18 protein-coding genes (1 of these 18 cut by a window edge) are annotated in these 20,814 nt (G+C 68.7%); 8 read left to right on the forward strand and 10 right to left on the reverse strand.

From position 1 onward, the window contains the following. From Q9Q79_RS20265 to egtB, 5 genes are all read right to left on the reverse strand, one after another. Window positions 1-261: the 5' end (the start) of a DUF2628 domain-containing protein gene (locus Q9Q79_RS20265; RefSeq protein ID WP_065184134.1), read on the reverse strand. 513 nt of this gene lie to the left of the window's left edge; only the first 261 of its 774 coding nucleotides appear in the window; the start codon lies at window positions 259-261; its stop codon lies beyond the left edge, outside the window. 51 nt (window positions 262-312) lie between these two features. Next, window positions 313-1,179, reverse strand: a complete 867-nt coding sequence (locus tag Q9Q79_RS20270) for a D-hexose-6-phosphate mutarotase (protein ID WP_065184133.1) — start codon at window positions 1,177-1,179, stop codon at window positions 313-315. Between the two features lie 40 nt (window positions 1,180-1,219). After that, the gene (locus tag Q9Q79_RS20275) at window positions 1,220-2,488 is read right to left on the reverse strand and encodes a lytic murein transglycosylase (protein WP_065184132.1); all 1,269 of its coding nucleotides are present in this window, start codon (window positions 2,486-2,488) and stop codon (window positions 1,220-1,222) included. 84 nt (window positions 2,489-2,572) lie between these two features. Next, a complete protein-coding gene (gene egtD / locus Q9Q79_RS20280) occupies window positions 2,573-3,547 on the reverse strand; it encodes an L-histidine N(alpha)-methyltransferase (protein WP_201864115.1) in 975 nt (324 codons plus the stop codon). Beyond that, window positions 3,544-4,815 (reverse strand): ergothioneine biosynthesis protein EgtB, encoded by a 1,272-nt coding sequence (gene egtB, locus Q9Q79_RS20285; RefSeq protein WP_043035329.1) that lies wholly within the window; start codon window positions 4,813-4,815, stop codon window positions 3,544-3,546. Before egtB ends, egtD begins: the two co-directional genes overlap by 4 nt. Window positions 4,816-4,965: 150 nt before the next feature. Here egtB and Q9Q79_RS20290 point away from each other — a divergent pair, with 150 nt between their 5' ends. After that, the gene (locus Q9Q79_RS20290) at window positions 4,966-6,246 is read left to right on the forward strand and encodes a GGDEF domain-containing protein (protein ID WP_065184131.1); all 1,281 of its coding nucleotides are present in this window, start codon (window positions 4,966-4,968) and stop codon (window positions 6,244-6,246) included. Between the two features lie 3 nt (window positions 6,247-6,249). Here Q9Q79_RS20290 and Q9Q79_RS20295 read toward each other — a convergent pair whose 3' ends face one another. Then, window positions 6,250-6,642: a YchJ family protein gene (locus tag Q9Q79_RS20295; RefSeq protein ID WP_005414942.1), complete on the reverse strand. Its 393-nt coding sequence runs from the start codon at window positions 6,640-6,642 to the stop codon at window positions 6,250-6,252. A gap of 102 nt (window positions 6,643-6,744) precedes the next feature. Between Q9Q79_RS20295 and Q9Q79_RS20300 the strand changes: the two genes are divergently transcribed. Then, complete coding sequence (locus Q9Q79_RS20300; RefSeq protein ID WP_043035333.1) at window positions 6,745-7,524, forward strand: TSUP family transporter; 780 nt, start codon at window positions 6,745-6,747, stop codon at window positions 7,522-7,524. Between the two features lie 268 nt (window positions 7,525-7,792). On the opposite strand, the gene Q9Q79_RS20305 is transcribed toward Q9Q79_RS20300, so the two are convergent. The 4 genes from Q9Q79_RS20305 to folE all read right to left on the reverse strand — a co-directional run bounded on the left by Q9Q79_RS20305 (window position 7,793) and on the right by folE (window position 14,071). Then, the gene (locus Q9Q79_RS20305; protein WP_005411691.1) at window positions 7,793-11,173 is read right to left on the reverse strand and encodes an SbcC/MukB-like Walker B domain-containing protein; all 3,381 of its coding nucleotides are present in this window, start codon (window positions 11,171-11,173) and stop codon (window positions 7,793-7,795) included. A gap of 16 nt (window positions 11,174-11,189) precedes the next feature. Beyond that, on the reverse strand, window positions 11,190-11,891 hold the full coding sequence (locus Q9Q79_RS20310; protein WP_005411692.1) for a DUF4194 domain-containing protein: 702 nt from the start codon (window positions 11,889-11,891) through the stop codon (window positions 11,190-11,192). Next, window positions 11,878-13,347 carry a DUF3375 domain-containing protein gene (locus Q9Q79_RS20315; RefSeq protein WP_005411693.1) on the reverse strand — a complete coding sequence of 490 codons (1,470 nt, stop codon included), beginning with the start codon at window positions 13,345-13,347 and terminating at the stop codon, window positions 11,878-11,880. Before Q9Q79_RS20315 ends, Q9Q79_RS20310 begins: the two co-directional genes overlap by 14 nt. A gap of 112 nt (window positions 13,348-13,459) precedes the next feature. Beyond that, window positions 13,460-14,071, reverse strand: a complete 612-nt coding sequence (gene folE / locus Q9Q79_RS20320) for a GTP cyclohydrolase I FolE (protein ID WP_004141296.1) — start codon at window positions 14,069-14,071, stop codon at window positions 13,460-13,462. A 763-nt stretch (window positions 14,072-14,834) separates the two neighbouring features. Between folE and Q9Q79_RS20325 the strand changes: the two genes are divergently transcribed. The 6 genes from Q9Q79_RS20325 (at window position 14,835) to Q9Q79_RS20350 (ending at window position 20,533) form a co-directional block, all read left to right on the forward strand. Next, window positions 14,835-15,290: a MarR family transcriptional regulator gene (locus Q9Q79_RS20325; RefSeq protein WP_012481667.1), complete on the forward strand. Its 456-nt coding sequence runs from the start codon at window positions 14,835-14,837 to the stop codon at window positions 15,288-15,290. Between the two features lie 117 nt (window positions 15,291-15,407). After that, complete coding sequence (locus Q9Q79_RS20330) at window positions 15,408-15,617, forward strand: DUF1656 domain-containing protein (protein ID WP_010487502.1); 210 nt, start codon at window positions 15,408-15,410, stop codon at window positions 15,615-15,617. Next, window positions 15,614-16,531: an HlyD family secretion protein gene (locus Q9Q79_RS20335; RefSeq protein WP_201863859.1), complete on the forward strand. Its 918-nt coding sequence runs from the start codon at window positions 15,614-15,616 to the stop codon at window positions 16,529-16,531. The genes Q9Q79_RS20330 and Q9Q79_RS20335 overlap by 4 nt, the downstream gene beginning before the upstream one ends. Then, a complete protein-coding gene (locus Q9Q79_RS20340; protein WP_049460860.1) occupies window positions 16,528-17,997 on the forward strand; it encodes an efflux transporter outer membrane subunit in 1,470 nt (489 codons plus the stop codon). Before Q9Q79_RS20335 ends, Q9Q79_RS20340 begins: the two co-directional genes overlap by 4 nt. Before the next feature lie 3 nt (window positions 17,998-18,000). Beyond that, the gene (locus Q9Q79_RS20345) at window positions 18,001-20,040 is read left to right on the forward strand and encodes an FUSC family protein (protein ID WP_043035326.1); all 2,040 of its coding nucleotides are present in this window, start codon (window positions 18,001-18,003) and stop codon (window positions 20,038-20,040) included. Between the two features lie 94 nt (window positions 20,041-20,134). Next, complete coding sequence (locus Q9Q79_RS20350; RefSeq protein ID WP_043035325.1) at window positions 20,135-20,533, forward strand: hypothetical protein; 399 nt, start codon at window positions 20,135-20,137, stop codon at window positions 20,531-20,533. Window positions 20,534-20,814 lie beyond the last annotated feature (281 nt).

Consider the following 20,814-nt stretch of genomic DNA (forward strand, 5'->3'; position numbering starts at 1 on the left):
ATAGGGATCGGACGGGTCGCCGACATCCGGCGCGATGCCCTCAACCGCAGGGGCTGCGTCGATATCCAAGGCCGGAACCACCTCGACGGGGGCGGAAGCCTGCTCCAGTTCCGCCAACGGCCGCCATGAGGGCATGCCTTCGCACCAGAGCAGGGTGCGCGCCGTAACCGTCCCTTCCTGCTGCAGCTGGCGAAGACCGGCCAGATCCACCGGCCCACTGCTCTGCCTGCCATTGGCGTACCACCATTGTGCTTCCTGCATGTTTTTCCGTCCTTGCTACCTGCATCGACAAACTGAAATCGCTGCCCGCGCCTACAGCGCGGTACTGCCCAAGGTCTGCACCAGTTGATGGCGCGCACCCGCCGCAAGCGTAATCTGCTCCGGGCCTGCGTTGGCCACTTCCAGGCATACGTAATCGCGCCAGCCCTCGCCGACATCGGCCATCCTGGCTGCCGCCTCGGCACCCGGATTCCAGACCACCAGCGTCTGGCTGCCTTCGCTGCGGATCTCGATCCGCCGCTGCAGTACGGGATCATGCAGCACGTAGTGGCCCCCGGCACTGGTATAGATGCGATCGCTGCGACCGGGATCACGCGGATCGCGCAATGACCACGGTCCCTGTTGCAGGCGCAGCTGCGCATAGTCCTCGTACTTGTCCAGGTACTGCAGGCCGTCAAGGCCCTCGACCTCGACCCGCTTGGCATCGCCCACCCGGAAATAGCTGTGCAGGGCCTGGGTGAAGGTCACCGGCGAGGTTCCGGTGTTTTCGGTGACCAGCTGCTGGCGCAGCTGGCGGCCGATACGCAACTGCATCTGCAGGCGCAGGCCGCGATCGGCGCTGGGCGCAGGCGCCAACTGCAGCTCGACCTCGCCATCATCGCGCTGGCTGGCCTGCAGAAGCTCCCAGCGCGCGGTACGTACCAGGCCATGCGCCGGTACATCGGCGCTCTGGCCCTGGCGACCGAACCACGGCCAGCACACCGGGACGCCACCGCGGATGGGCGTGGGCAGCTCGGCGCGCGTGGGCGAAAGCCACAGCAGATCGGGCTGCCCATCGGGAATGAACGACAGCAGCTGGCCGCCGAACACACTGACGACCGCCGTGGCGTTGGCGGTTCGCACCTGCCAGGCCTCCAGGCCGTGATACAGGCCGGTGCTGATGTCCGGATTCGACTGCATGCGATGACGCTCCTTGAAGACCGCGGCGATGATGTCGCGGTCAACGTGCCGCCGGCAAGGCTTTCTGCCCAGCGGGTGCGATGGCGGCCGCCTCTTCCTGCAGCGTGCGCAGGATGCGCTGGCCTGCGCGGCCATCCACCTCGCTCCAGCCCAGGCGCTGCTGTTCTACCTGGATCGCGCGGCGCGTGGCGGTACCGATCATGCCGTCGGCGGCACCGATATCGTGGCCGCGGGCCAGCAGCAGGGTCTGCAGCTGGCGGCGCTCATCGCGGCCCAGGCCCGGGTCATCGGTCGGCCAGGCGGTGGCCAACCCGTTGCCACCACGCAATTGGTCAGCCAGCGTCGCGATCGCCAGCGCATAGCTTTCGGCGGCGTTGTAGCTGTAGATCGCGTCGTAGTTGCGGAACACCAGCAATGCCGGGCCCTTGTTGCCGGCCGGCAGCAGCAGCGCGGCGCGCGCATCCGCCGGCAGGTTGGCTGGAGCCAACACGCTGCCATCCAGCGCAGTCACGCCCTGCGCACGCCAGTCGGCCAGGGCGCGACGCTGGGTGCGGCCGGCCTGGCTGGCGTTGAAGCCCGCAGGAACGCGGACTTCCATGCCCCACGGCTCGCCGCTGCGCCAGCCGGCGCGCTTGAGGTAGTTGGCGGTGGAGGCCAGTGCATCGGGAATGCTGCCGACCAGATCGCGGCGGCCATCGCCATCACCGTCCACGGCGATGCGTGCATAGGTGCTGGGCATGAACTGCGTATGCCCGAAGGCACCGGCCCAAGAGCCGGTGAGCCCCTGGGCCTGCAGGTCGCCGCGGTCGATCAGCTTGAGCAGCGCCAGCAGTTCACCGCGGAAGAAGGGTTGGCGACGGCCGGCGCAGGACAGCGTGGCCAATGACTGCAGCAGCGGGCGCTTGCCGAACACGCGGCCGTAGTCGCTCTCCACGCCCCAGACCGCGACGATAGTGGCCGGATCGACGCCGTACTGCGCCGACACGCGATCGAGCAGGTCGCGGTGCTGCTGCAGCAGGGCGCGGCCATCAGCCACGCGCTGGCGATCGACCAGCGCGGCCAGGTAGTCCCAGATCGGCGTGGTGAATTCGGGCTGTGCATCGAGCAGGCCGAGCACGCTCGGGTCCGGGGTGAGGCCGGCGGTGATCGCGTTGAAACGGTCGGGACTGATGCCTTGTGTCACAGCGGTGGCCTGCAGGCCCGACAGGCAGCGGCTGAACGCCGGATCGATGTCGCCGGCAGGCGCGGCGGGCGCTGTCGGCGCCGAGGCAAGAGCGGCCGCCAGGCCGAGCGTGGTCAGAATGGGCATGGCGTCCTCCGTGTTGCCGTTGCACGGCCATCTTAGGGGTAGCGCTGCTGCTGAACCTGAAGCGGTACCGGCTGGCCGTCCGCCCTAGATGGCACGCAACAGGCGCAGGCCATAGGCCGGGCCTTCAGCATCCCAGCGCTGCATGACCTGCAGGCCAGCCGGCTGCAGCAGCGCTTCGAAGCTCTCGTCGGTGTACTTGTGGCTGTATTCGACGCGGATCGGTTCGTCGGCCTCGAAATGGAAGGTCCGGCCATCCAGATGGACGTCCTGCGCCCACTGGCTGACCAGGTCGGTTTCAATGCGCAGCCGCGCGGTGCTGTAACGGGCGCGGTGACGGAATCCGTCGAGATCGAAGTCGCTGCCGATCTCGCGATTGAGCCGGGCCAGCAGGTTGAGGGTGAATGCGGCGGTGACGCCCTGCGCATCGTTGTAGGCTGCTTCGATAAGCGCCGGATTCTTGTGCAGGTCGATGCCGACCAGAGCCAGGCCGTCGCGGCCCATCGTCTGGCGCATCGCGCGCAGCAGCGCGACCGCGTCTTCGCCTTCAAAGTTGCCCAGCGTGGAACCGGGGAAGAACAGCAGCCGTCGCGCGGGTTCGCGTTCGGGCATGGGTACGGCGACGGGACGGGTAAAGTCGGCACAGACCGGCAGCATCTCCACCTCGGGCAGCGCCGGGGCCAGGTGGTCGATGCTGGACAGCAGCGCGGCACGCGAGATTTCAATGGGCGTGTAGGCCACCGGGTCGTGCAGGGCGGCCAGCAGCAACGCGGTCTTGCGGCCACTGCCGCTGCCCAGTTCCACCACGTGCAGGTGCGGCCCGACGCTTCGGGCGATGTCCGGCAGTACCCGTGAAAGCAGGGCCAGCTCGGTGCGCGTGGGGTAGTACTCGGGGGTCTGCGTGATCTGCTCGAACAGGCGCGAGCCGCGCGCATCGTAGAAGTACTTGGACGGCAGCTGGCGCGGCGTGCGCGACAACCCGGCCACCACGTCGGTGAGGATCTGCTGGCGGCCGGGGGTGAGATCGGTCAGCGCCTGCAGTGCGTCGTGCACCGTACTCATGCGAGATCCCTGGCCAGGCGCAGCCCGGAGAACTGCCAACGCGCCGGGGGCATGAAGAAATTGCGGTAGCTGGCACGCACGTGGCCACGCGGCGTGGCGCAGCTGCCACCGCGCAGCACCCATTGCCCGCACATGAACTTGCCGTTGTATTCACCGAGGTTGCCGGCGAAAGGGCGGAAGCCCGGGTAGGCGCCATACGCACTGTGGGTCCATTCCCATACATCGCCGAACAGCTGACGCAGTCCACTGCCCCCTGCAGCCTGCGGGTGCAGCCGATCGTCATCGGCAAAATGACCGCGAGGCGGCAGCGTTGCGGCGGCAGCCTCCCACTCGAACTCGCTGGGCAGGCGCGCACCGGCCCAGCGGGCGCAGGCATCGGCCTCGTAGTAGCTGAGGTGGCAGACCGGCGCATGCGGATCCAGTTCGCGCCAACCGCCCAGGGTGTACTCGCGCTGCAGGGCGTCATCCCAGTACAGCGGGTGCTGCCAGCTCTCGGCTTCGCGCAGCGCCCAGCCTTCGCTGAGCCACCAGCGCGGTTCGCGGTAGCCGCCGGCGTCGATGAAAGCGCGGTACTCGGCATTGCTGACGGGACGCTCGGCCAGTGCGTGCGCGGGGAGCAGCACGCGATGCGCCGGCGATTCGTTGTCGTAGGCGAAGGCGGTGTGCTGCGGCCAGGCTGCGGCGCCGATGGTGACGATGCGCTCGGGCGACTCGATCCAGCCCTGCGCACTGGCAGGGCTGGTTGCAGGCTGCAGGTCCTCGCGGTAGGCCGGCTGCAACGGATTGCACCAGAACGCGTGCTTGATGTCGGTGAGCAGCAGTTCCTGGTGCTGCTGTTCGTGCTGCAGGCCCAACTGCAGGTGCTGCAGTGCCTGCTCATCAAGGTCGCCTGCCGCCAGCCGCGATTGCACCTGTGCATCGACCTGCTGGCGGTAGTCGCGCACCTGCTGCAGCGATGGCCGCGACAGCAGCCCACGCTGCGGCCGGGCATGCGCCGGGCCGAGGCTCTTGTAGTAGCTGTTGAACAGGTAGTCCCAGGCAGGGTCATGCGCCGGTGCAGGTGGGAAGCCGGCCAGCACGAAGCGTTCGAAGAACCAGGTGGTGTGGGCCAGGTGCCATTTGCTCGGGCTGGCATCGGCCATGCTCTGCAGCATGGCATCTTCGGCGCTGAGGGGGGCTGCCAGGTGCATGCTGCGGTTCCGCACACATGCGTACTGGCGGGCGAGATCGCGCTGCGGGGCAGCGACGGCGGTGGCTACGCTGTCCATCCGGGCAGCATCTGCGCAACAGGGTGAGTGCGATGTCATCGTTCGACGTCAACGCGTTCACATGCGTGACCATCCCGCATTCAAGAAGCCGGTGCGAACGCCGCTAACGGCAATGCTGCGGCCGCGTCGTCACCGCGCTGGAATTCCTGCTTGCCCCTGCATCCGCTCCGCCAGCCTGCGCATTACCTGTTCGTGCTGCCCGCCGTGCTGGTTGCCGTGGTGCTGTGGGCAGCACTGGGCAACGAAGACGTTGCCAGTCCGGCCCAACGCATCCTGCCCTGGCTGCTGGCCTGCCTCGGCGCCGGCCTTGCCCTGCTCTACCACCAGGTGCGTACGCTCTGCCTGCTGCTGGTGGTGGCGGTCATGTTCGCGCTGCTGCACCAGGACGTGGGCGGCTACCTGCACAGCGGCCACGTCACGGCGCTGACACCGCTGCGCTTCCATGCCATTTCGGCCTGGTTGCCCTTGCTGTTCGCGGGCCTGGCATTGTGGCCCGAGCGCGGGCGGCGCCGCCACGACCTGCTGTTGCGGAGTGTTGCCAGTGGCACCGCGCTGATGATCTTCCTGCTGCTGGCCACGCAGCAACCCCGGGGCATGCACGATCTGCTGTCCAACCGCCACTGGAGCTGGATTCCGGCCGACTGGAACGCGCTGGCACAGCTGCCAGCGCTGCTGTTCCTTCTGGCAACCGCCGCGCTGGGCTGGCAGGCCTGGCGGCATCCGCGCCCGTTGCACACGGCGATGCTGCTGGCCCTGCTGTGCCTGTGGTGGATGCTGCCACGGGTGTTCCTGCAGCCGGTGCTACTGCCGGCACTGGCCAGCGCGGCCCTGCTGCTGATGCTGGGCGCGATGCTGCAGGAGTCCTTCCATATGGCCTTCCGCGATGAGCTGACCGGCCTGCCGGGGCGCCGCGCCTTCAATGAGACCCTGCAGCGGGCGCGCGGCACCTACAGCATCGCGATGGTGGACGTGGACCACTTCAAGTCGTTCAACGACACCCACGGCCACGACACCGGCGACGACGTGCTGCGCCTGGTGGCCTCGCGCCTGGGCCGGGTGGGCGATGGTGGCCGGGCGTTCCGCTATGGCGGCGAGGAGTTCGCGGTGGTGTTCCTGGATCGTCCCGCAGCGGCCTGCGTGGATGCAGTCGAGGCGCTGCGGCAGACCATCGAGGACACCCGCATGCAGCTGCGCGACCGGAGCACGCGCAGCCGCGACGATGAAACAGGGCGCCGGCAGCGCGGACGCGGCGGAAGCGGGCAGACGGTGCAGGTGACGGTGAGCATCGGGCTGGCAGACAGCCGCGTGGATGAGCGGCCAGCGGCAGTGATCAAGGCCGCCGACCAGGCGCTGTACGCAGCCAAGGACGGTGGTCGCAACCAGGTCCGCGCGCATGCCGGCCAGCGCGTGCTGGCGGCACGCGGCGGCTGAGGCTCACACCGCGTCGAGGTAGTACCAGCGGCCGTCGACGCGCAGGAAGCGGCTGTGCTCGGCCATCTTCACCGCGCTGCCGCCGCCCACGCGGTAGCGGGCGGTGAAGCGCACTTCGGCGCTGTCGGCGCCGGTGACGGTGTGCTCGTGCACGGTCAGGCCCAGCCAATGCGTACGCTGGCCGGGCGCGTCATCCAACGACAACTCGGCCGGACGGGTATCCGGATGCCAGCTCTGGCGCAGATAGTCCGCCAGTCCCCGCACATAGGCGCTGTAACGTGATCGCATCAGGCGCTCGGCATCGGGGGCGGCCTCACCGGCATGGAAACGGCCACAGCAGGCGGCGTATTCGGCGGGAAGGCCGCAGGGGCAGGGATCGGTGGGTTTTCGGCTCATGCGGACATTGTCGCCGGGTTGTGCGGATGGATCCACGCGGGGCACCGGTCAACCAGTGCAGGACAGGCGTATGCTGTCGCGCCCCCATATCGATTGATCGCCGTGCTGGAACTGGTTCCCCCTGAGTTGTGGTGGCTGGTGGTCATCGCCTTCACCGCCGGGCTGGTCGATGCCGCCGTCGGTGGTGGTGGGCTGGTGCAGCTGCCTGGCCTGTTCACGGTGCTGCCGCAGCAGACGCCGGCGATGCTGTTTGGTACCAACAAGTTCAGTTCGATGTTCGGTACCGGTGCGGCTGCCTGGCGCTATGCGCGCAACGTGCGCTTCCCGTGGAAGCCGGTGTTGTTCGCGGCCGGCACGGCCTTCATCTTCTCCTTCGCCGGCGCCACCGCGGTAAGCCTGCTGCCCAAGGACGCGGTGCGCCCACTGGTGCTGGTGCTGCTGGTCGCGATGCTGGCCTACACACTGTGGAAGAAGGACTTCGGCGCGCTGCACCGTCCGCAGGAGATCGGCCGCCGCGAACTGGTGATCGCGCTGGCGATCGGTGCGGCGATCGGCTTCTACGACGGCTTCTTCGGGCCGGGCACCGGCAGCTTCCTGATCTTCCTGTTCGTGCGCTTCTTCGGGCTGGATTTCCTGCGCGCCTCGGCGGCGTCGAAGGTGGTGAACCTGGCGACGAATGTGGCGGCGATCTCGTTCTTCGTGCCGACCGGCAACATCCTGTGGCTGTTCGCGCTGCCGATGGCGGCGGCCAACATCATCGGCTCGGTGGTGGGCACGCGCCTGGCGCTGAAGGGCGGTACGCCGTTCATCCGCAAGCTGTTCGTGGGGCTAGTGGTGGTGCTGATCGCGCGGATGGCGTGGGATACGTTCCGCGCTGCGTGAACGCGGTTGCCGGCCAGCGGCCGGCACTACCGGGTCATGAACCCCGCCCATGGGTAGTGCCGGCCGCTGGCCGGCATCCCCATCCGATCAGGTCATGAACCCCGCCCATGGGCAGTGCCGGCCGCTGGCCGGCATTCCCATCCGATCGGGCCATGAACCCCGCCCATGGGTAGTGCCGGCCGCTGGCCGGCATTCCCATTCGATCGGATCATGAACCCCCCATGGGTGGTGCCGGCCGCTGGCCGGCATTCCCCTTCAATCGGCCAGGTCAGGCCTCGGCTTCTTCCGGTTCGTTGGCCTGCTGGCGGCTGCGCTCGGGTAGCTTCAGGCGCTTGCCTTCCTCGTCATACTCGATCAGCAGCACGCCGGAGTCGTGGCGACCGCTGATTTCGACGAAGCAGGCGCCGCCGATGAACGGTTCCAGCGTCATCACCGACTTCAGCGGGGTGGCAACCACCATCTGGAAGCCGAAGTTGTCGAAGATGTTCATCGCCAGGGCGGTGAACTCGTTGTCGGCCTTGTCGAAGGCTTCGTCGAGCACCACTGCGGCGTAGCTGGGCAGCTGGCTGTCGGCACCGCCGAGCTGGTAGCGCAGTGCCGCGGCCAGGCAGGTGGTAGCCAGTTTCTGGCGCTGGCCACCGGACTTGCCGGCGCCGCTGCGGTAGATCTCGACCTGCTGGCGCGTTTCCGCATCCAGCTCGACGCCGATGAACTCCACGTGCATGCGCACGTCCAGCACCAGCTCCCGCCAACGCTTGTCCTCGCCTTCCTGCGAGCCCAGGCGGTTGACCAGCTGGCGCAGCACGGTGAACTGCGATTCGGCCAGCTCGCGCTGCTCGGTCTGCTGCTGCGACAGCACTTCGCGCAGCTGCAGCTGGAACTCGCCCACTTCCGGCAGACGACGGTCGCTCAGTTCGATGGTCAGCAACGTACCGCGGTTGAACGGCACCTGTTCCAGGCTGGCGTTCACTTCGTCCAGGCGCTGGCCGATCGACTTGCGGGCCTCGGCGCTGTGGCGCTGCAGGGCCAGCAGGTTGTTCTTGCTCTGGTTCTGCAGCAGATCGAAGAAGCGCTCTTCGTGCTGCGGCAGGCCATCGCGCTCCAGTCGTTCGAGGCGTGCGAGGAAGTCCTCGGCCGAGGCCACCGACACGGTGAAGTCGCCCGATTCCTCCGGCCATTGCTGGATGAAGCGACGGAAGCAGCCGATCAGCTGGTTCTCGATGCGGTTGAGGTCCTGCTGCGAGGACGACAGCTGCTCGTTCAGCGCGTTGCTGACCTGGCGCATGTGCGCTTCCAGCGTTTCCAGGCTGAGCGGACCCTGCTCCTGCAGGCGCTCGGCAAGGCCGGCTTCCTGCTCCTGGGCCAGGCTCGGCAGCACCAGCGCACGGCTCTGCTGGCGCGCGCGGTCCAGGCGGTCACGTTCCTTGACCAGCTGCCCGCGCTCGACGCGGACGTCTTCATAGGTGCGGCGGGCCTGCTCGATGTCGGCGCGCACGGCGTCGATCTGCTTGGCCAGCTTGGCGAGGTCGGCATTGCCTTCGCGCAGGTCGCGCAGCGTGGCCTCGATGTCGCTCAGGCGCTGCTGCGGGGCGGCGATGTCGATCTCGTTCCAGCTGATGCTGACCAGCTCGTGGCAGGCCAGGCGGCGTTCGTTGTCGCGGTCACGCTGCCCACGCAGGCGCGCGATGTCGGTCTCGCAGCTGGCGATGCGCTTCGCCAGTTCCTGAGCTTCGCGCTCGAAGGCGCCCACCTTGTCGTGGTTGTTGAAGCCGAGGATCCAGCGACGGCGGTCGCCCACCGCACTGCGGTCATCCTTCTCGAAACGGTCGCCCGGATGCTTGACCTGGCCTTCGCGGGTGATGCCGCGGTCGACGTTGCGCAGCTGCTTGGCATCCACGCACTCGTAGTCGAATCGCTTGCCGAGCTCGCGGCGCAGCCAGCTTTCGAACACGTGTTCGCGCAGTTCCAGCTTGTGCAGCAGCGACTTCGCCGACGGCTCACGGGCGAACGCATCATCGTTGCGGCGCACGCGGTAGTAGGTGAAGCGCATGCCCAGGTGGGTACGGTTCACCCACTCGGCGACGTCGTTGTAATGCTTGTCGTCGACCAGCAGCGACAGCGCGAAGCCACCCAGCACGCGCTCGATGGCACCCTGCCAGCCCTGCTCTTCCGAGCGGACCTGGATCAGTTCGCCGACGAACGGCAGCGCCGCTTCGGCGATGCCGGTTTCCTCGGCCAGGCGCGCGCGCAGCTTCTGCATCGGCGCCGGGATGTTGGAGGGCGTGCGCTGCATCGCTTCGAGTTCCGCACGGACCTCGCCGAAGCGGCGCTCGTCATCGCGCTTGCCACCCAGGCGATCGCTGATCGCATCGTCCAGCGCCGAAGAGGCGCGCTGGCGGTCCTGCAGCTCGTTCTGTGCGCGCTCGACCAGTTCGGCGAAGCCGTGTGCGTCGTCCGGCAGTTCGGCCCCCAGCTGCTGCGCGGCCAGGCTTGCCTGCTCGCGCTTGGCCTGCCGGCGGTCGCGCTCGGCTTCGGCGCGGCCCTGCTCGCGTTCCAGTTCTTCGATGCGCTCACCGCCCTGCTGGCGGCGCTGCAGTTCCAGTTCGGCCAGGCGCTCGGTGTGATTGTCCAGTGCAGCACGGCGCTGGGCTTCTTCGCCAAGCAGGCCGCGGTCACGCACGTCCATCTCGCGCAGGCGCGCTTCGATCAGCGCCTGGCGGCGGCTTTCACGGAAGCTGTCGACGCCGAGCTTGAGGGCTTCGTCGTCGCCGCGCCGGCGGTGCATTTCCTTCAGGTCGTTGTAGTAGGCGCGTGCCGGCAGCAGGGTCTCCACCTGGCGACGGGCGGTGACCACCGCCTGGTGCGCGCCATCGAGCTCGGCGAAGTCGCTGACCAGGCGCTCGGCGGCGTCGAAGGTCTTCGGCGTGTCGAGCATGAAGTCGCGCAGGAAGACGTTGAGGTCGCCCAGGTTCTTCGCCGACTGCGTCTTGTGCAGCAGGCGCAGCGCCATCTCGTTGTCGATGCCGAGCAGGTCGCGGAAGCGCTCGGCGTAGCCGGAGAAGGTGTCGAAGTGGTGCAGGTCGGACAGCTTCTGCTTGAGCTTGCGCAGGTCCAGGTCGAACCCACCAAGATCCTTGGCGATGTCGAACGGGCGCTCGGCAATCATGTAGTGCTTGCGCACGTCACCGGCCGAGGTGCCGTTGCCGGAGATCCACAGCAGGCGCACCAGGCTGACCACGCGGCCATCGCCGGCGCGGTATTCCAGCACCAGTGCGGTCCAGGTGGCGCCCTTGCGCAGGTACTGGGTGGCGATTTCGCCGGTGCCGCTGTCCTGCTGGTCAGCCCACGCGCCACGCACGTAGGACACCAGGTTGCGGTCGCGGCCACTGCGCTCGGCTTCACGCGCAGCAGCGTTGAAGTCGACGATGGCCGGCGGCGTCAGCAGCGCGGACATGGCATCGAGCAGTGTCGACTTGCCCGAGCCGGAACGTCCGACGAACAGGAAGCCGCGCTCGGCGATCGGTACTTCGGTCAGGCCGTTGAAGGTGCCCCAGTTGTGCACCTGCAGGCGGCGCATGCGGAACTGCTGCAGGCGCGGGTCCGGCAGGCCTTCGTTGAACAGGGCGGGAGTGTGCTTGGAGATAGCCATGCGATGGTCGGGTCTCTCAGGCCTCGGCGGCCGGGGTTTCGCGCAGCTGGCGGTAGACCGCCGAGAGCTGGGACACGTCTTCGGCGGAGAACAGCAGCTTCAGCGCCGGCGAGACTTCGTGGCGGTCTTCCTGGCCGCTGAGGCGGGTCAGGATGTGGTTGTCCTTCATCTTCTGCACCGCCGAGGCGACGCGGCGGTTGAAGCCGGCGCGGTCGGTGGACAGGTTCTTTTCGTAGATGGCCAGTGCTTCGGCCATTTCGGCATCGGCGACCACCGCGCGGTTGCCGCGCGCATCGGCTTCGGCCAGCTGCTGGCGCAGGTACAGCAGCAGCACCGAGTCGATGAAGGTGAGCGGCGAGGTGCGCAGCAGCACCGGCGCATCGACGTCTTCGGTATCGGCCTGGCGGGTGAACGCCACGCCGCTGTCACGGTCGAGCACCAGTTCCAGGAACAGGTCCGCCAGCGACGAGCGGATGGCCGCTTCGCTGCGGATCAGTGCCGGCCACAGCTTGGCGTGGCGCAGCTGGTCGATGCTGGGGCCGATCAGCAGCTGGCACAGCGCGCGGCGCGCATCCAGCGGCAGGCGCCCGGTGTCGCCGAGGTAATAGACGTCGTTGCCACGGCGGGGCTGCGCCACGGCCGCCACCGGTTCGGCCTCGTAGGCGTCTTCCGCCACGTCGGCCTGCGCTGCGTCGATGGGATCTTCATGCCAGCTCATGGCGTCTCTCCTGGGTGAACCAAACCAGCGGGATGCGGGCGCGACGGACCTGGCCGTCGCCACCACGCCACTGCGCAAGCTCCTGCTCGCCGGCGACCACGTTGCCGAAGCGCGTGCCCAGCGACAGATAGCCGATGACGCTGCCAAGACCTTGCGGCGCCTCGCGCTGCGACAGGGCCTGGGCGATGCTGAGCCGCGGCTGTGCATCGAGCAGGTCGTGCAGGTCGCGGCGCAGGGTGCGGAAGTCGATTTCGGACGAAGCGACCAGGTCGCCGACGCTCTCCAGGCTGATCGCGGCCGCGTCGTTGTACTCGACATTGCCGTCGACCTGGGCGCTGCGCGGATCATGCAGCTTCCACTGCGACCACGAGCGCAGGCGGCTGGTGGTCAGCTGCAGGTCGCGGCCGATGCCGCGTTGTGCGGGGAATTCGTCGCGCAGGGCCAGCGCTTCGGACTGCGCCTGCTTCAACAACTGGTTGAGGCGGCGCTGTTCCAGGTAGCCACGGCTCTGCACGAAGCCGCGCAGGCTGCGCGCGAAGTTCTGCAGCACGTCGTGCACCTGGCCACCGCGCTCGAGCATGGTGCTGGTGAAGCTGCGCAGGAAGTTGCGTTCGTTGCGGTCCAGGCGGCGGGCGAAGCCGCGCGCCAGCACCGCTTCCAGCGCGGCATCGAGCTGGGCACTCTGTTCGGCGTCGTTGAGCAGGCGCCAGAAGGCCTGGAAACTGCGCCCGGCGTCACTTTCGCCAATGACATCCACACCTTCGAACAGCTGCGACAGCACATCGCCGCGCTCGCCCTCGTCGTCGATGATGCGTTCGCGGAAATCGCGGTTGAGCTGCTCGAAGTCATCGCGCACGCGGCGGAAGTCCTCGGTCAGCTCGTCGGCCAGGCCGATGATCTGGCGGGTGCGTTCCAGCGCGCGCTTGCCGTCCAGCGCAACCACGCGGCCGGTGCCGACCCGGGCGATTTCGGCATCGATGCGGTCGCGCTCGTCGTGCAGCGCGGACAGGCGCGCATCGGGATCGGCTTCGGTCTGCGCAGCCAGCGCCGAGAGCTGCTCAATGACCAGCGCCAGGCGGCTTTCGGTGGCGGCCACGCGGGCCTGCTCGAGGCCGTCGGCGAAGCGGATCGCCTGCAGTGCCGCGGTCGCCAGCTCGTACTGCTCCTGGTCGGCGCCTTCGGGCAGACGGCGTTCCAGCCAGCCCTGGGCCAGCCAGTGCGCGATGTAGGCCTGGGCGGTGCGCGGCAGCTCGCGCGAGAGTTCATCGCCGGCCAGCTGGTCCAGCGCGCGCTGCAGTCGCTCGTTCAGTACCGAGGACGGCAACGTGCGCTCGCCGTCCATCAGCAGGCCCTGCAGCAGGCCGATGATTTCCGGAGCGTGGTCGGCGGCAAGCAGCTTCCACTGGGGCTGTTCGCGCAGGTGGCGGTAACGGGCAATGCGTTCGCGATGCTTCATGCAGCGAAAGAAGTCTGTAGGGCTGACAGGGACAAACCGCCATGCACAGCTGCCGCGTGGACAGCCGTGGGCATGCCGGCCTGCAGGAGCCGGCGTGGTGCGGGCAAGCGGCTCAGCGCTTGCCGCCCACTTCGATGAAGCGCAGGAACTCGGCGCGGGTACGCGCGTCGTCGCGGAAGCTGCCCAGCATCTTGGAGGTGACCATGCTGACGCCGCGCTTGTGGATGCCGCGGGTGGTCATGCACTCGTGGGCGCCTTCGACGACCACGCCGACGCCGATCGGCTGCAGCACATCCTGGATGCACTGGGCGATCTGCGCGGTCATCTTCTCCTGCACCTGGAAACGGCGGGCGTAGGCTTCGACGACACGGGCCAGCTTGCTGATGCCCACCACCTTGCCGGCCGGCAGGTAGCCGACGTGCACGCGGCCGATGATCGGCGCCATGTGGTGCTCGCAGTGGCTTTCGTACTCGATGTCGCGCAGGACGATCAGCTCGTCGTAGCCGGCCACTTCCTCGAAGGTCCGCTCCATGTAGGCGCGCGGGTCGTCGCGGTAACCGCTGAACCAGTCGCCATAGGCTTCGGCGACACGGCGGGGGGTATCCAGCAGGCCTTCACGGGACGGGTCCTCACCGGCCCAGCGCAGCAGGGTGCGCACGGCATCCTCGGCCTGGTCCTGGGTCACGTCGCCCTGCGGGGCGGCCTTTTCGTTGTTCTTGCTCATTGCGTACAGCGTCCCGAACGGGGGGCGAGCATCGTACCCGACCGGGGGGTGGGTCGTCCTGTTGGGACGGTTCATCGGGGGTCGTTGTTGGCGCGTCGTTGCTATCGGTTTGGAGTGGGAGAGGGGGCAGCGCAGGACACGCCGTAAACCCGTCCATGGGGGCTCGATGGCGCCATCCATGGCGCCAACGGTCCTGCGCAGCCCCCTCTCCCACTCCCTGGCGGTGTCCCGCGGGCGCGGCCTGCCCCCCGAAAGCGGGGGCAAAAGCGGGGGTTCATGGCTTCGGAATCGGCGCGCCGCTGCTGTGGTGTTTTGTGCTTTGGTGGGTGCGGACCGTTGGTCCGCACTGCTTCTGCTCTTGCTTCCAAGAGCCAACCCACCGCGCTCGCGGGGGATGGGAAGGCAGCGGGGCCGGGCGGGGCAGGACCGTCCGCGGCATGGGCCCGAGGCATGCCTCGGGCGGGTTGGGCAGGACGCCCGACCCCGGTCTTTCGGTGTGCGCAGGAAGCGCACACGAGCAAGCCGCGGCCGAGCCCCCAAGGGTGAGGGCGCTTGCTTGCGAGGCATGCCTCGCAAGCGCCCGAACGCACAGCCGCCAGCGGCTGGGCCGGACCCCGGAGGGGGGTTCACGGCGTGTCCTGCACCGTCCGGCGCCCGCTGCCCCACCCGACACCAGGCAGGCGCAACGCTTTCCTCACTACACCCACCCATTCAGAAAAACCTATTGATAGGAATGAAATTAGTAGTATCCTATCTATCTCTTATGGACCGACCCCTCGACGAGCGCACCGTGCTGCAGATGCAGCTCAGCTCCGGCCTGCTGTACGCAGGGCGGCAGTGGCAGCGCCTGGCCGACAGCCGGCTCGGCAGCTACGGCATCTCCACCGCCTGCACCATGCCGCTGCTGATGATCGGCCGCTCCGGCGGTGGCATCCGTCAGGTGGCGCTGGCGCAGCAGCTGGGCATGGAAGGACCCTCCCTGGTGCGCCTGCTGGACAAGTTGTGCGCCAGCGACCTGGTCCGCCGCGAGAGCGACGCCAGCGACCGCCGCGCCAACCTGCTGTGGCTGACCGACGCGGGCCACGCGCTGGTCAGCGAGCTGGAAGACCAGTTGATCGGCCTGCGCCAGGACGTGTTCGGCGAGCTTTCCATGGATGAACTGCACGCCGTGCTGAAGGCATGGCGCCTGCTGGCCGAGGCCGCCGACCGCATCACGTAAGACCGCTGCCCCTGAACACCGCCGCTGCCGTGCACACGCCAGCGGCTTTTGCCCGTTGCCGTTGTTTCGCTGTTCCTCCCCTCCCCTTCCCCCCCACCTCGCCCCCCGCCCCTACCGATGCCCGGTGAATTCAGTCTCCACGGAGTGTTCGTCCCGACCCTGCTCGGGTTGATGTTGTTGGCCTACCTGGTCAACAGCGGCCTGCACGCGCTGCTGCAGCGTGCCGGCGCCTATCGCCATGTCTGGCACCCGGCGCTGTTCAACCTGGCGCTGTACGGGATCGTGCTTGGCCTGCTGTTCCACCTCCTGCGTTGGATGCAATCGTGAACAAGATCGTGAAGAAGACCCTGCCGGTGCTGCTCACCAGCGCAGCCGTGATCGTCGCCCTGCTGGTGCTGCGCCAGCTGTGGGTCTACTACATGGATGAGCCGTGGACCCGCGATGCGCATGTCGGTGCCGACGTGGTGCAGGTGGCGCCGGACGTGTCCGGACTGGTGGAAACGGTGCAGGTAGCCGACAACCAGGCGGTGAAGAAGGGCGACCTGCTGTTCGTGGTCGATCGCGCCCGCTACCGCATCGCGCTGGAGCAGGCCCGCGCCAACCTGGCCGAGCGCCAGGCATCGGTGGCGCAGCTGCGCCGCGAGATCGGCCGTGACCGCAGCCTGCAGGACCTGGTCGCCGCCGAGGACGCCGAAGTGCGCCGCGCCAAGCTGCAGGCCGCACAGGCGGCGCTGGCCACCGCACAGGCGGCGGTCGGCCTGGCCGAGCTCAACCTGGGCCGCACCGAGGTGCGCGCGCCGGCCGATGGCCGGGTCAACGACCGCACCCTGCGCGTGGGCGACTACGTGGTGGCCGGCAAGCCGGTGCTGGCACTGCTGGATACCGGCTCGTTCCGCGTCGATGGCTATTTCGAGGAAACCCGCCTGCGCGGCGTAGCTCCGGGGCAGAGCGTGGACATCCGCCTGATGGGCGAATCTGCCCCGCTGCGCGGCCATGTCGAGAGCATCGCCGCCGGCATCGAGGACCGCTACCGCAGCAACGGCAGCACCCTGCTGCCGAACGTGACCCCGGCCTTCGACTGGGTGCGGCTGGCGCAGCGTATTCCGGTGCGCATCGCCATCGACGAAGTACCCCAGGGCGTGGAACTGATCGCCGGTCGCACCGCCACAGTGACCGTGGACACCGGCCGCCATCCGCACAACGACAAGGCCGGCACCGCGCCGACACAGGCGGGCCTGTGAACGCCGCCCTGCCCCGTCTCGGTCTGATCGTTGCGCTGGCCAGCTTGGCGGCCTGCAGGACCGTCGGCCCGGATTACGCCCTGCCGGAAGGGTCGGCCTTCAAGCGCCCGGAGGCCAATGCAGCCTTCATCGATACGCAGAACCCGCAGGTGGCCGCCAACCAGGCGCTGCCCGACCGCTGGTGGTCGCTGTACAACGACCCGGTGCTGGACGGCCTGATCACCCAGGCGCTGCGTGACAACGTGGAACTGAAGGCCGCCGATGCACACCTGCGTCGTGCGGCGGCGGTGTACGAACAGGCGCTGGACGCCGGTGGCTTCGAGTACGAGGCCGAGGCCGGCGTCAGCCGCGCGCAGCTGTCGGCCGAATCGTTCCTGCAGGAGCACGAGCTGCCGGTGATCAACCTGGCCGATGGCAAGTTCGCGGTCAGCTACCAGTTCGACCTGTTCGGCAAGCTCAAGCGCGGCGCCGAGGCAGCGCGTGCCGACGAGCAGTCGGTCGCTGCGGCGCGCGACCTGGCCCAGGTCAGCGTGGTCGCGCAGGTCGCCGACAGCTACCTGGAAATCTGCCACGCCAACCACGAACTGCACGTGGCCGAGCATTCGCTGCAGCTGCAGCAGCGCAGCCGCACGGTCACCGAGCGCCTGATCGCGGCCGGCCGCGGCACGCCGCCGGAACTGGCCCGCGCCAATGCGCAGGTAGCGTTGCTGGAGGCGGCACTGCCGCCGCTACGCGCGCAGCGTTCGGCGGCCGCCTATTCGCTGGCCGCGCTGCTTGGGAAAACCCCGGGCCAGCTGCCAGCCGGCGTGATCGACTGTGCGCACGCCCCCGGCCTGGCGCAGCCGCTGCCGGTCGGTGATGGCCGGGCGCTGCTGCAGCGCCGCCCGGACGTGCGCCAGGCCGAGCGCAAGCTGGCCTCGGCCACGGCGCGGATTGGGGTCGCCACCGCCGAGCTGTACCCGGACATCCGCCTGGGTGCCTCGGTGGGTGCCGCCGGCCTGCTGGAAGACTTCGGCACGCCGATGACCCAGCAGTGGTCGATCGGCCCGCTGATCTCGTGGACGCTGCCGTCGTCCGGCACGCACGCACGCATCCACGCCGCCGAGGCGGGTGCCGATGCCGCGCTGGCCGAGTTCGACCACACCGTGCTGCAGGCGCTGCGCGAGACCCAGACCGCGCTGGACCGCTATGCGCAGGACCTGCGCCGGCTGCAGTCGCTGCGCATCGCGCAGGAGCAGGCCGCACTGGCCGCCGAGCAGAACCGCCGGCTGTACCAGGGTGGCCGTACGCCGTACCTGTCCAGCCTGGATGCCGACCGCAGCCTGGCCACCAGCGACGCCACCCTGGCCGCCGCCGAAGCGCAGGTCTCGCGCGACCAGATCCATCTGTTCCTGGTGCTGGGTGGCGGCTGGCAGGCATCGGTTGCCCCGCCCGCGCCGTCCACCGCACAGGCCTCGGCGAAGTAAGCCATGAACGCGCTGACCGATCGCCAGGCCTGGCTGTTCTCGATCAAGACCTACCTGGCCGCGGTGGCCGCGCTGTACATCGCCATGGCCGGCAACCTGTCGCGCCCGTACTGGGCGATGGGCACGGTGTACATCGTCAGCCAGCCGCTGCTGGGCCCAACCCGCGCCAAGGGCGTGTACCGCATCGTTGGCACCCTGGTGGCCGGCCTGGCTACCCTGCTGGTGCTGCCGGCGCTGGTGGAAACGCCGCTGGTGCTGAGCGCGGCGATGTCGATCTGGCTGGCCGGGTGCCTGTTCATGGCCCTGCTCAACCGCGGCCCGCGCGGTTACGCGTTCCTGCTGGCCGGCTACACCACCGCCTTCATCGGCTTCCCGGCCGTGACCTCGCCGGAGACCATCTTCGACACCGTGGTGGCCCGCAGCGAGGAGATCATCCTCGGCACCGTGGTGGCAGTGCTGTTTGCTTCGCTGCTGTTCCCGGCCTCGGTACGCCCGATGCTGCGCGCCCGCATCGGCAACTGGATGGAGGACGCGGCGCAGTGGTGCCGGCAGATCCTCGAACGCGGCCGCGCGCACGCGCCGCGCAACCGGCTCGCCGCCGACCTGGTGCAGTTCGAGGCGCTGATCGAGTTCCTGCGCCGCGACGACCCGCGCCATGCCGGTTCGGCCGTGGCGATGGAGCGGCTGCGCGAGCGCATGCTGCTGCTGTTGCCGGTGCTGTCCTCGATTGCCGATCGCTTGAGCGCACTGCGCAGCGATGGCCAGGCCCTGCCGGAAGGCCTGCCGGCGCTGGTCGACGACATCCATGACTGGCTGGACGGGCCCACCAACGCCAGCGAGTACGCGCGCCTGCGCGCGCGCATCAGCGCACTGAAGCCGCAGGTGGACCGCGACCTGCAGCACCTGCAGCTGGCCAGCCTGCTGCTGCGCCTGGAGGAGCTGGTGGACCTGTGGCAGGACTGCCGCACCCTGCAGCACGCGATCGACCAGGGCACTGCGCCGCTGGACCGTGCGCACTACCGCATCCGCACCGAACGCGTGGCCGCCGACAAGCACGTCGACTATGGCATGGCGCTGTTCTCCGCGCTCAGTGCCGGCGCGGCGCTGATGAGCTACTGCGTGCTGTGGATCGCGCTGGGGTGGGAAGGCGGCGGCAACGGCGCGATGATGGCCGCGGTGACCGCCGCATTTTTCGCCGCGCAGGACGATCCGGCACCGAGCATGGTGTCGTTCCTGGTGTGGGCGATGGTCGCCTCGGTGGTGGCCGGCGTGTACCTGTTCGGCGTGTTCCCGGCCGTGCACGACTTCGGCCTGCTGGCGCTGGTGCTGGCGGTGGCGTTCCTGCCGCTGGGGCTGATGCTGCACCACCCCAAGAGCGCGCTGTTCGCGCTGCCGCTGACGGTCAACCTGGCCGCGCTGCTGAGCCTGCAGAACACCTACAGCGCCAACATCCAGACCTTCCTCAACTCGTCCATCGCGATGTTCATCGGCATTGGCTTTGCGGTGGTGATGACCCGCCTGTTCCGTTCGGTGGGCGCCGAGTGGACCGCGCGCCGGCTGGTGCGGCAGGGCTGGACCACGCTGGCCGAAGCCGCCGAAGGTCGTGGCCAGCAGGACCGCCAGCGCTTCGCCGCGCGCATGCTTGACCTGCTCGGCCTGCTCGCGCCGCGCCTGGCGGCGACGCCGGAAGGCAGCGACATCGCCTCGGTGGACATGCTCAATGAAGCACGCATCGGCCTGAACATCCTGCAGCTGCGCCGCGCCCGGCTGGAACTGCCCGAGCGCAGCCGCGAGGCGGTCGAGCACATTCTGGAAGAGGTCGCCGTGCACTACCGGCGGCAGATCGCCGCGCGCAAGCCGATTGTGGCGGCCGACGCGTTGCGCGAGCGGCTGGATACTTCGCTGGGCCGGGTCGGTAGCGTGGCCGCCTGCAAGGCCCGCGATGAAGCCCTGATGGGCCTGATCGGCCTGCGCTTCGCGCTGTTCCCGGAGGCGAAGGCGCTGGCGCCGGGCCTGGCGATGAGTGCAGCCGAACAGCCGTAGCGCGATACCCTGCGCAGCCACAGACCCCGCGCAGGGGTCAGAGCCCTCGCCTGCGGAGAGGGATCCGACCTTGGCGCTGCAACAGGACGGTTCAATGAGTTACGACATGATGGTGTTCGAGGCCAGCGCCGCGCCACGTGAGGCGGCGGCCTTCATCGCCTGGTTCGAGAAGCAGACGCAGTGGAACGAACGCCACGAGTACGACGACCCGGCAGTCAGCAGCCCGTCGCTGCAGGCGTGGTTCGCGGAGATGGCGCAGGACTTCCCGCCGATGAACGGCCCATTGAGCAACGACGATGACGACCGTGCTGAGGTGACCGAGTACAGCATCGGCCGCGAGGTGATCTACGGCGCGTTTGCCTATTCGGTGGCCGAGCGCGCGCACGGCCGCGTGCAGGACCTGGCCGAGAAGCACGGCGTGGGCTTCTTCGATGTGAGTGCCGATGAAGCGGCGATCGTGTTCCCGGATGGGCTGGTGCTGATCGCGGAATAGGTGTGGCGGCAGGGCTGCGCCCTGCACCTGCCGAATCAACTTCAACGGCAACGTCAAAGGCTGGCATTCCGCGGGATGGCGGGGTAGGTCCGGTTGAGGGGGACGCCGTCAACCCATCCATGGGGGCTTGGTCGCCGCTTGCTCGTGTGCGCTGTCCTGCGCACACGGCAAGACCGGGGTTGGGCGTCCTGCCCAACCCGCCCGAGGCATGCCTCGGGCCCATGCGGCTCACGCCCCCGCACCCGGACCCACCCCGCCTTCGACAGTTTCCTGCGATCTGC

The sequence above is a fragment of the Stenotrophomonas sp. a6 genome (assembly GCF_030913325.1).
In the GTDB taxonomy this organism is placed as follows: Bacteria; Pseudomonadota; Gammaproteobacteria; order Xanthomonadales; family Xanthomonadaceae; genus Stenotrophomonas; species Stenotrophomonas maltophilia.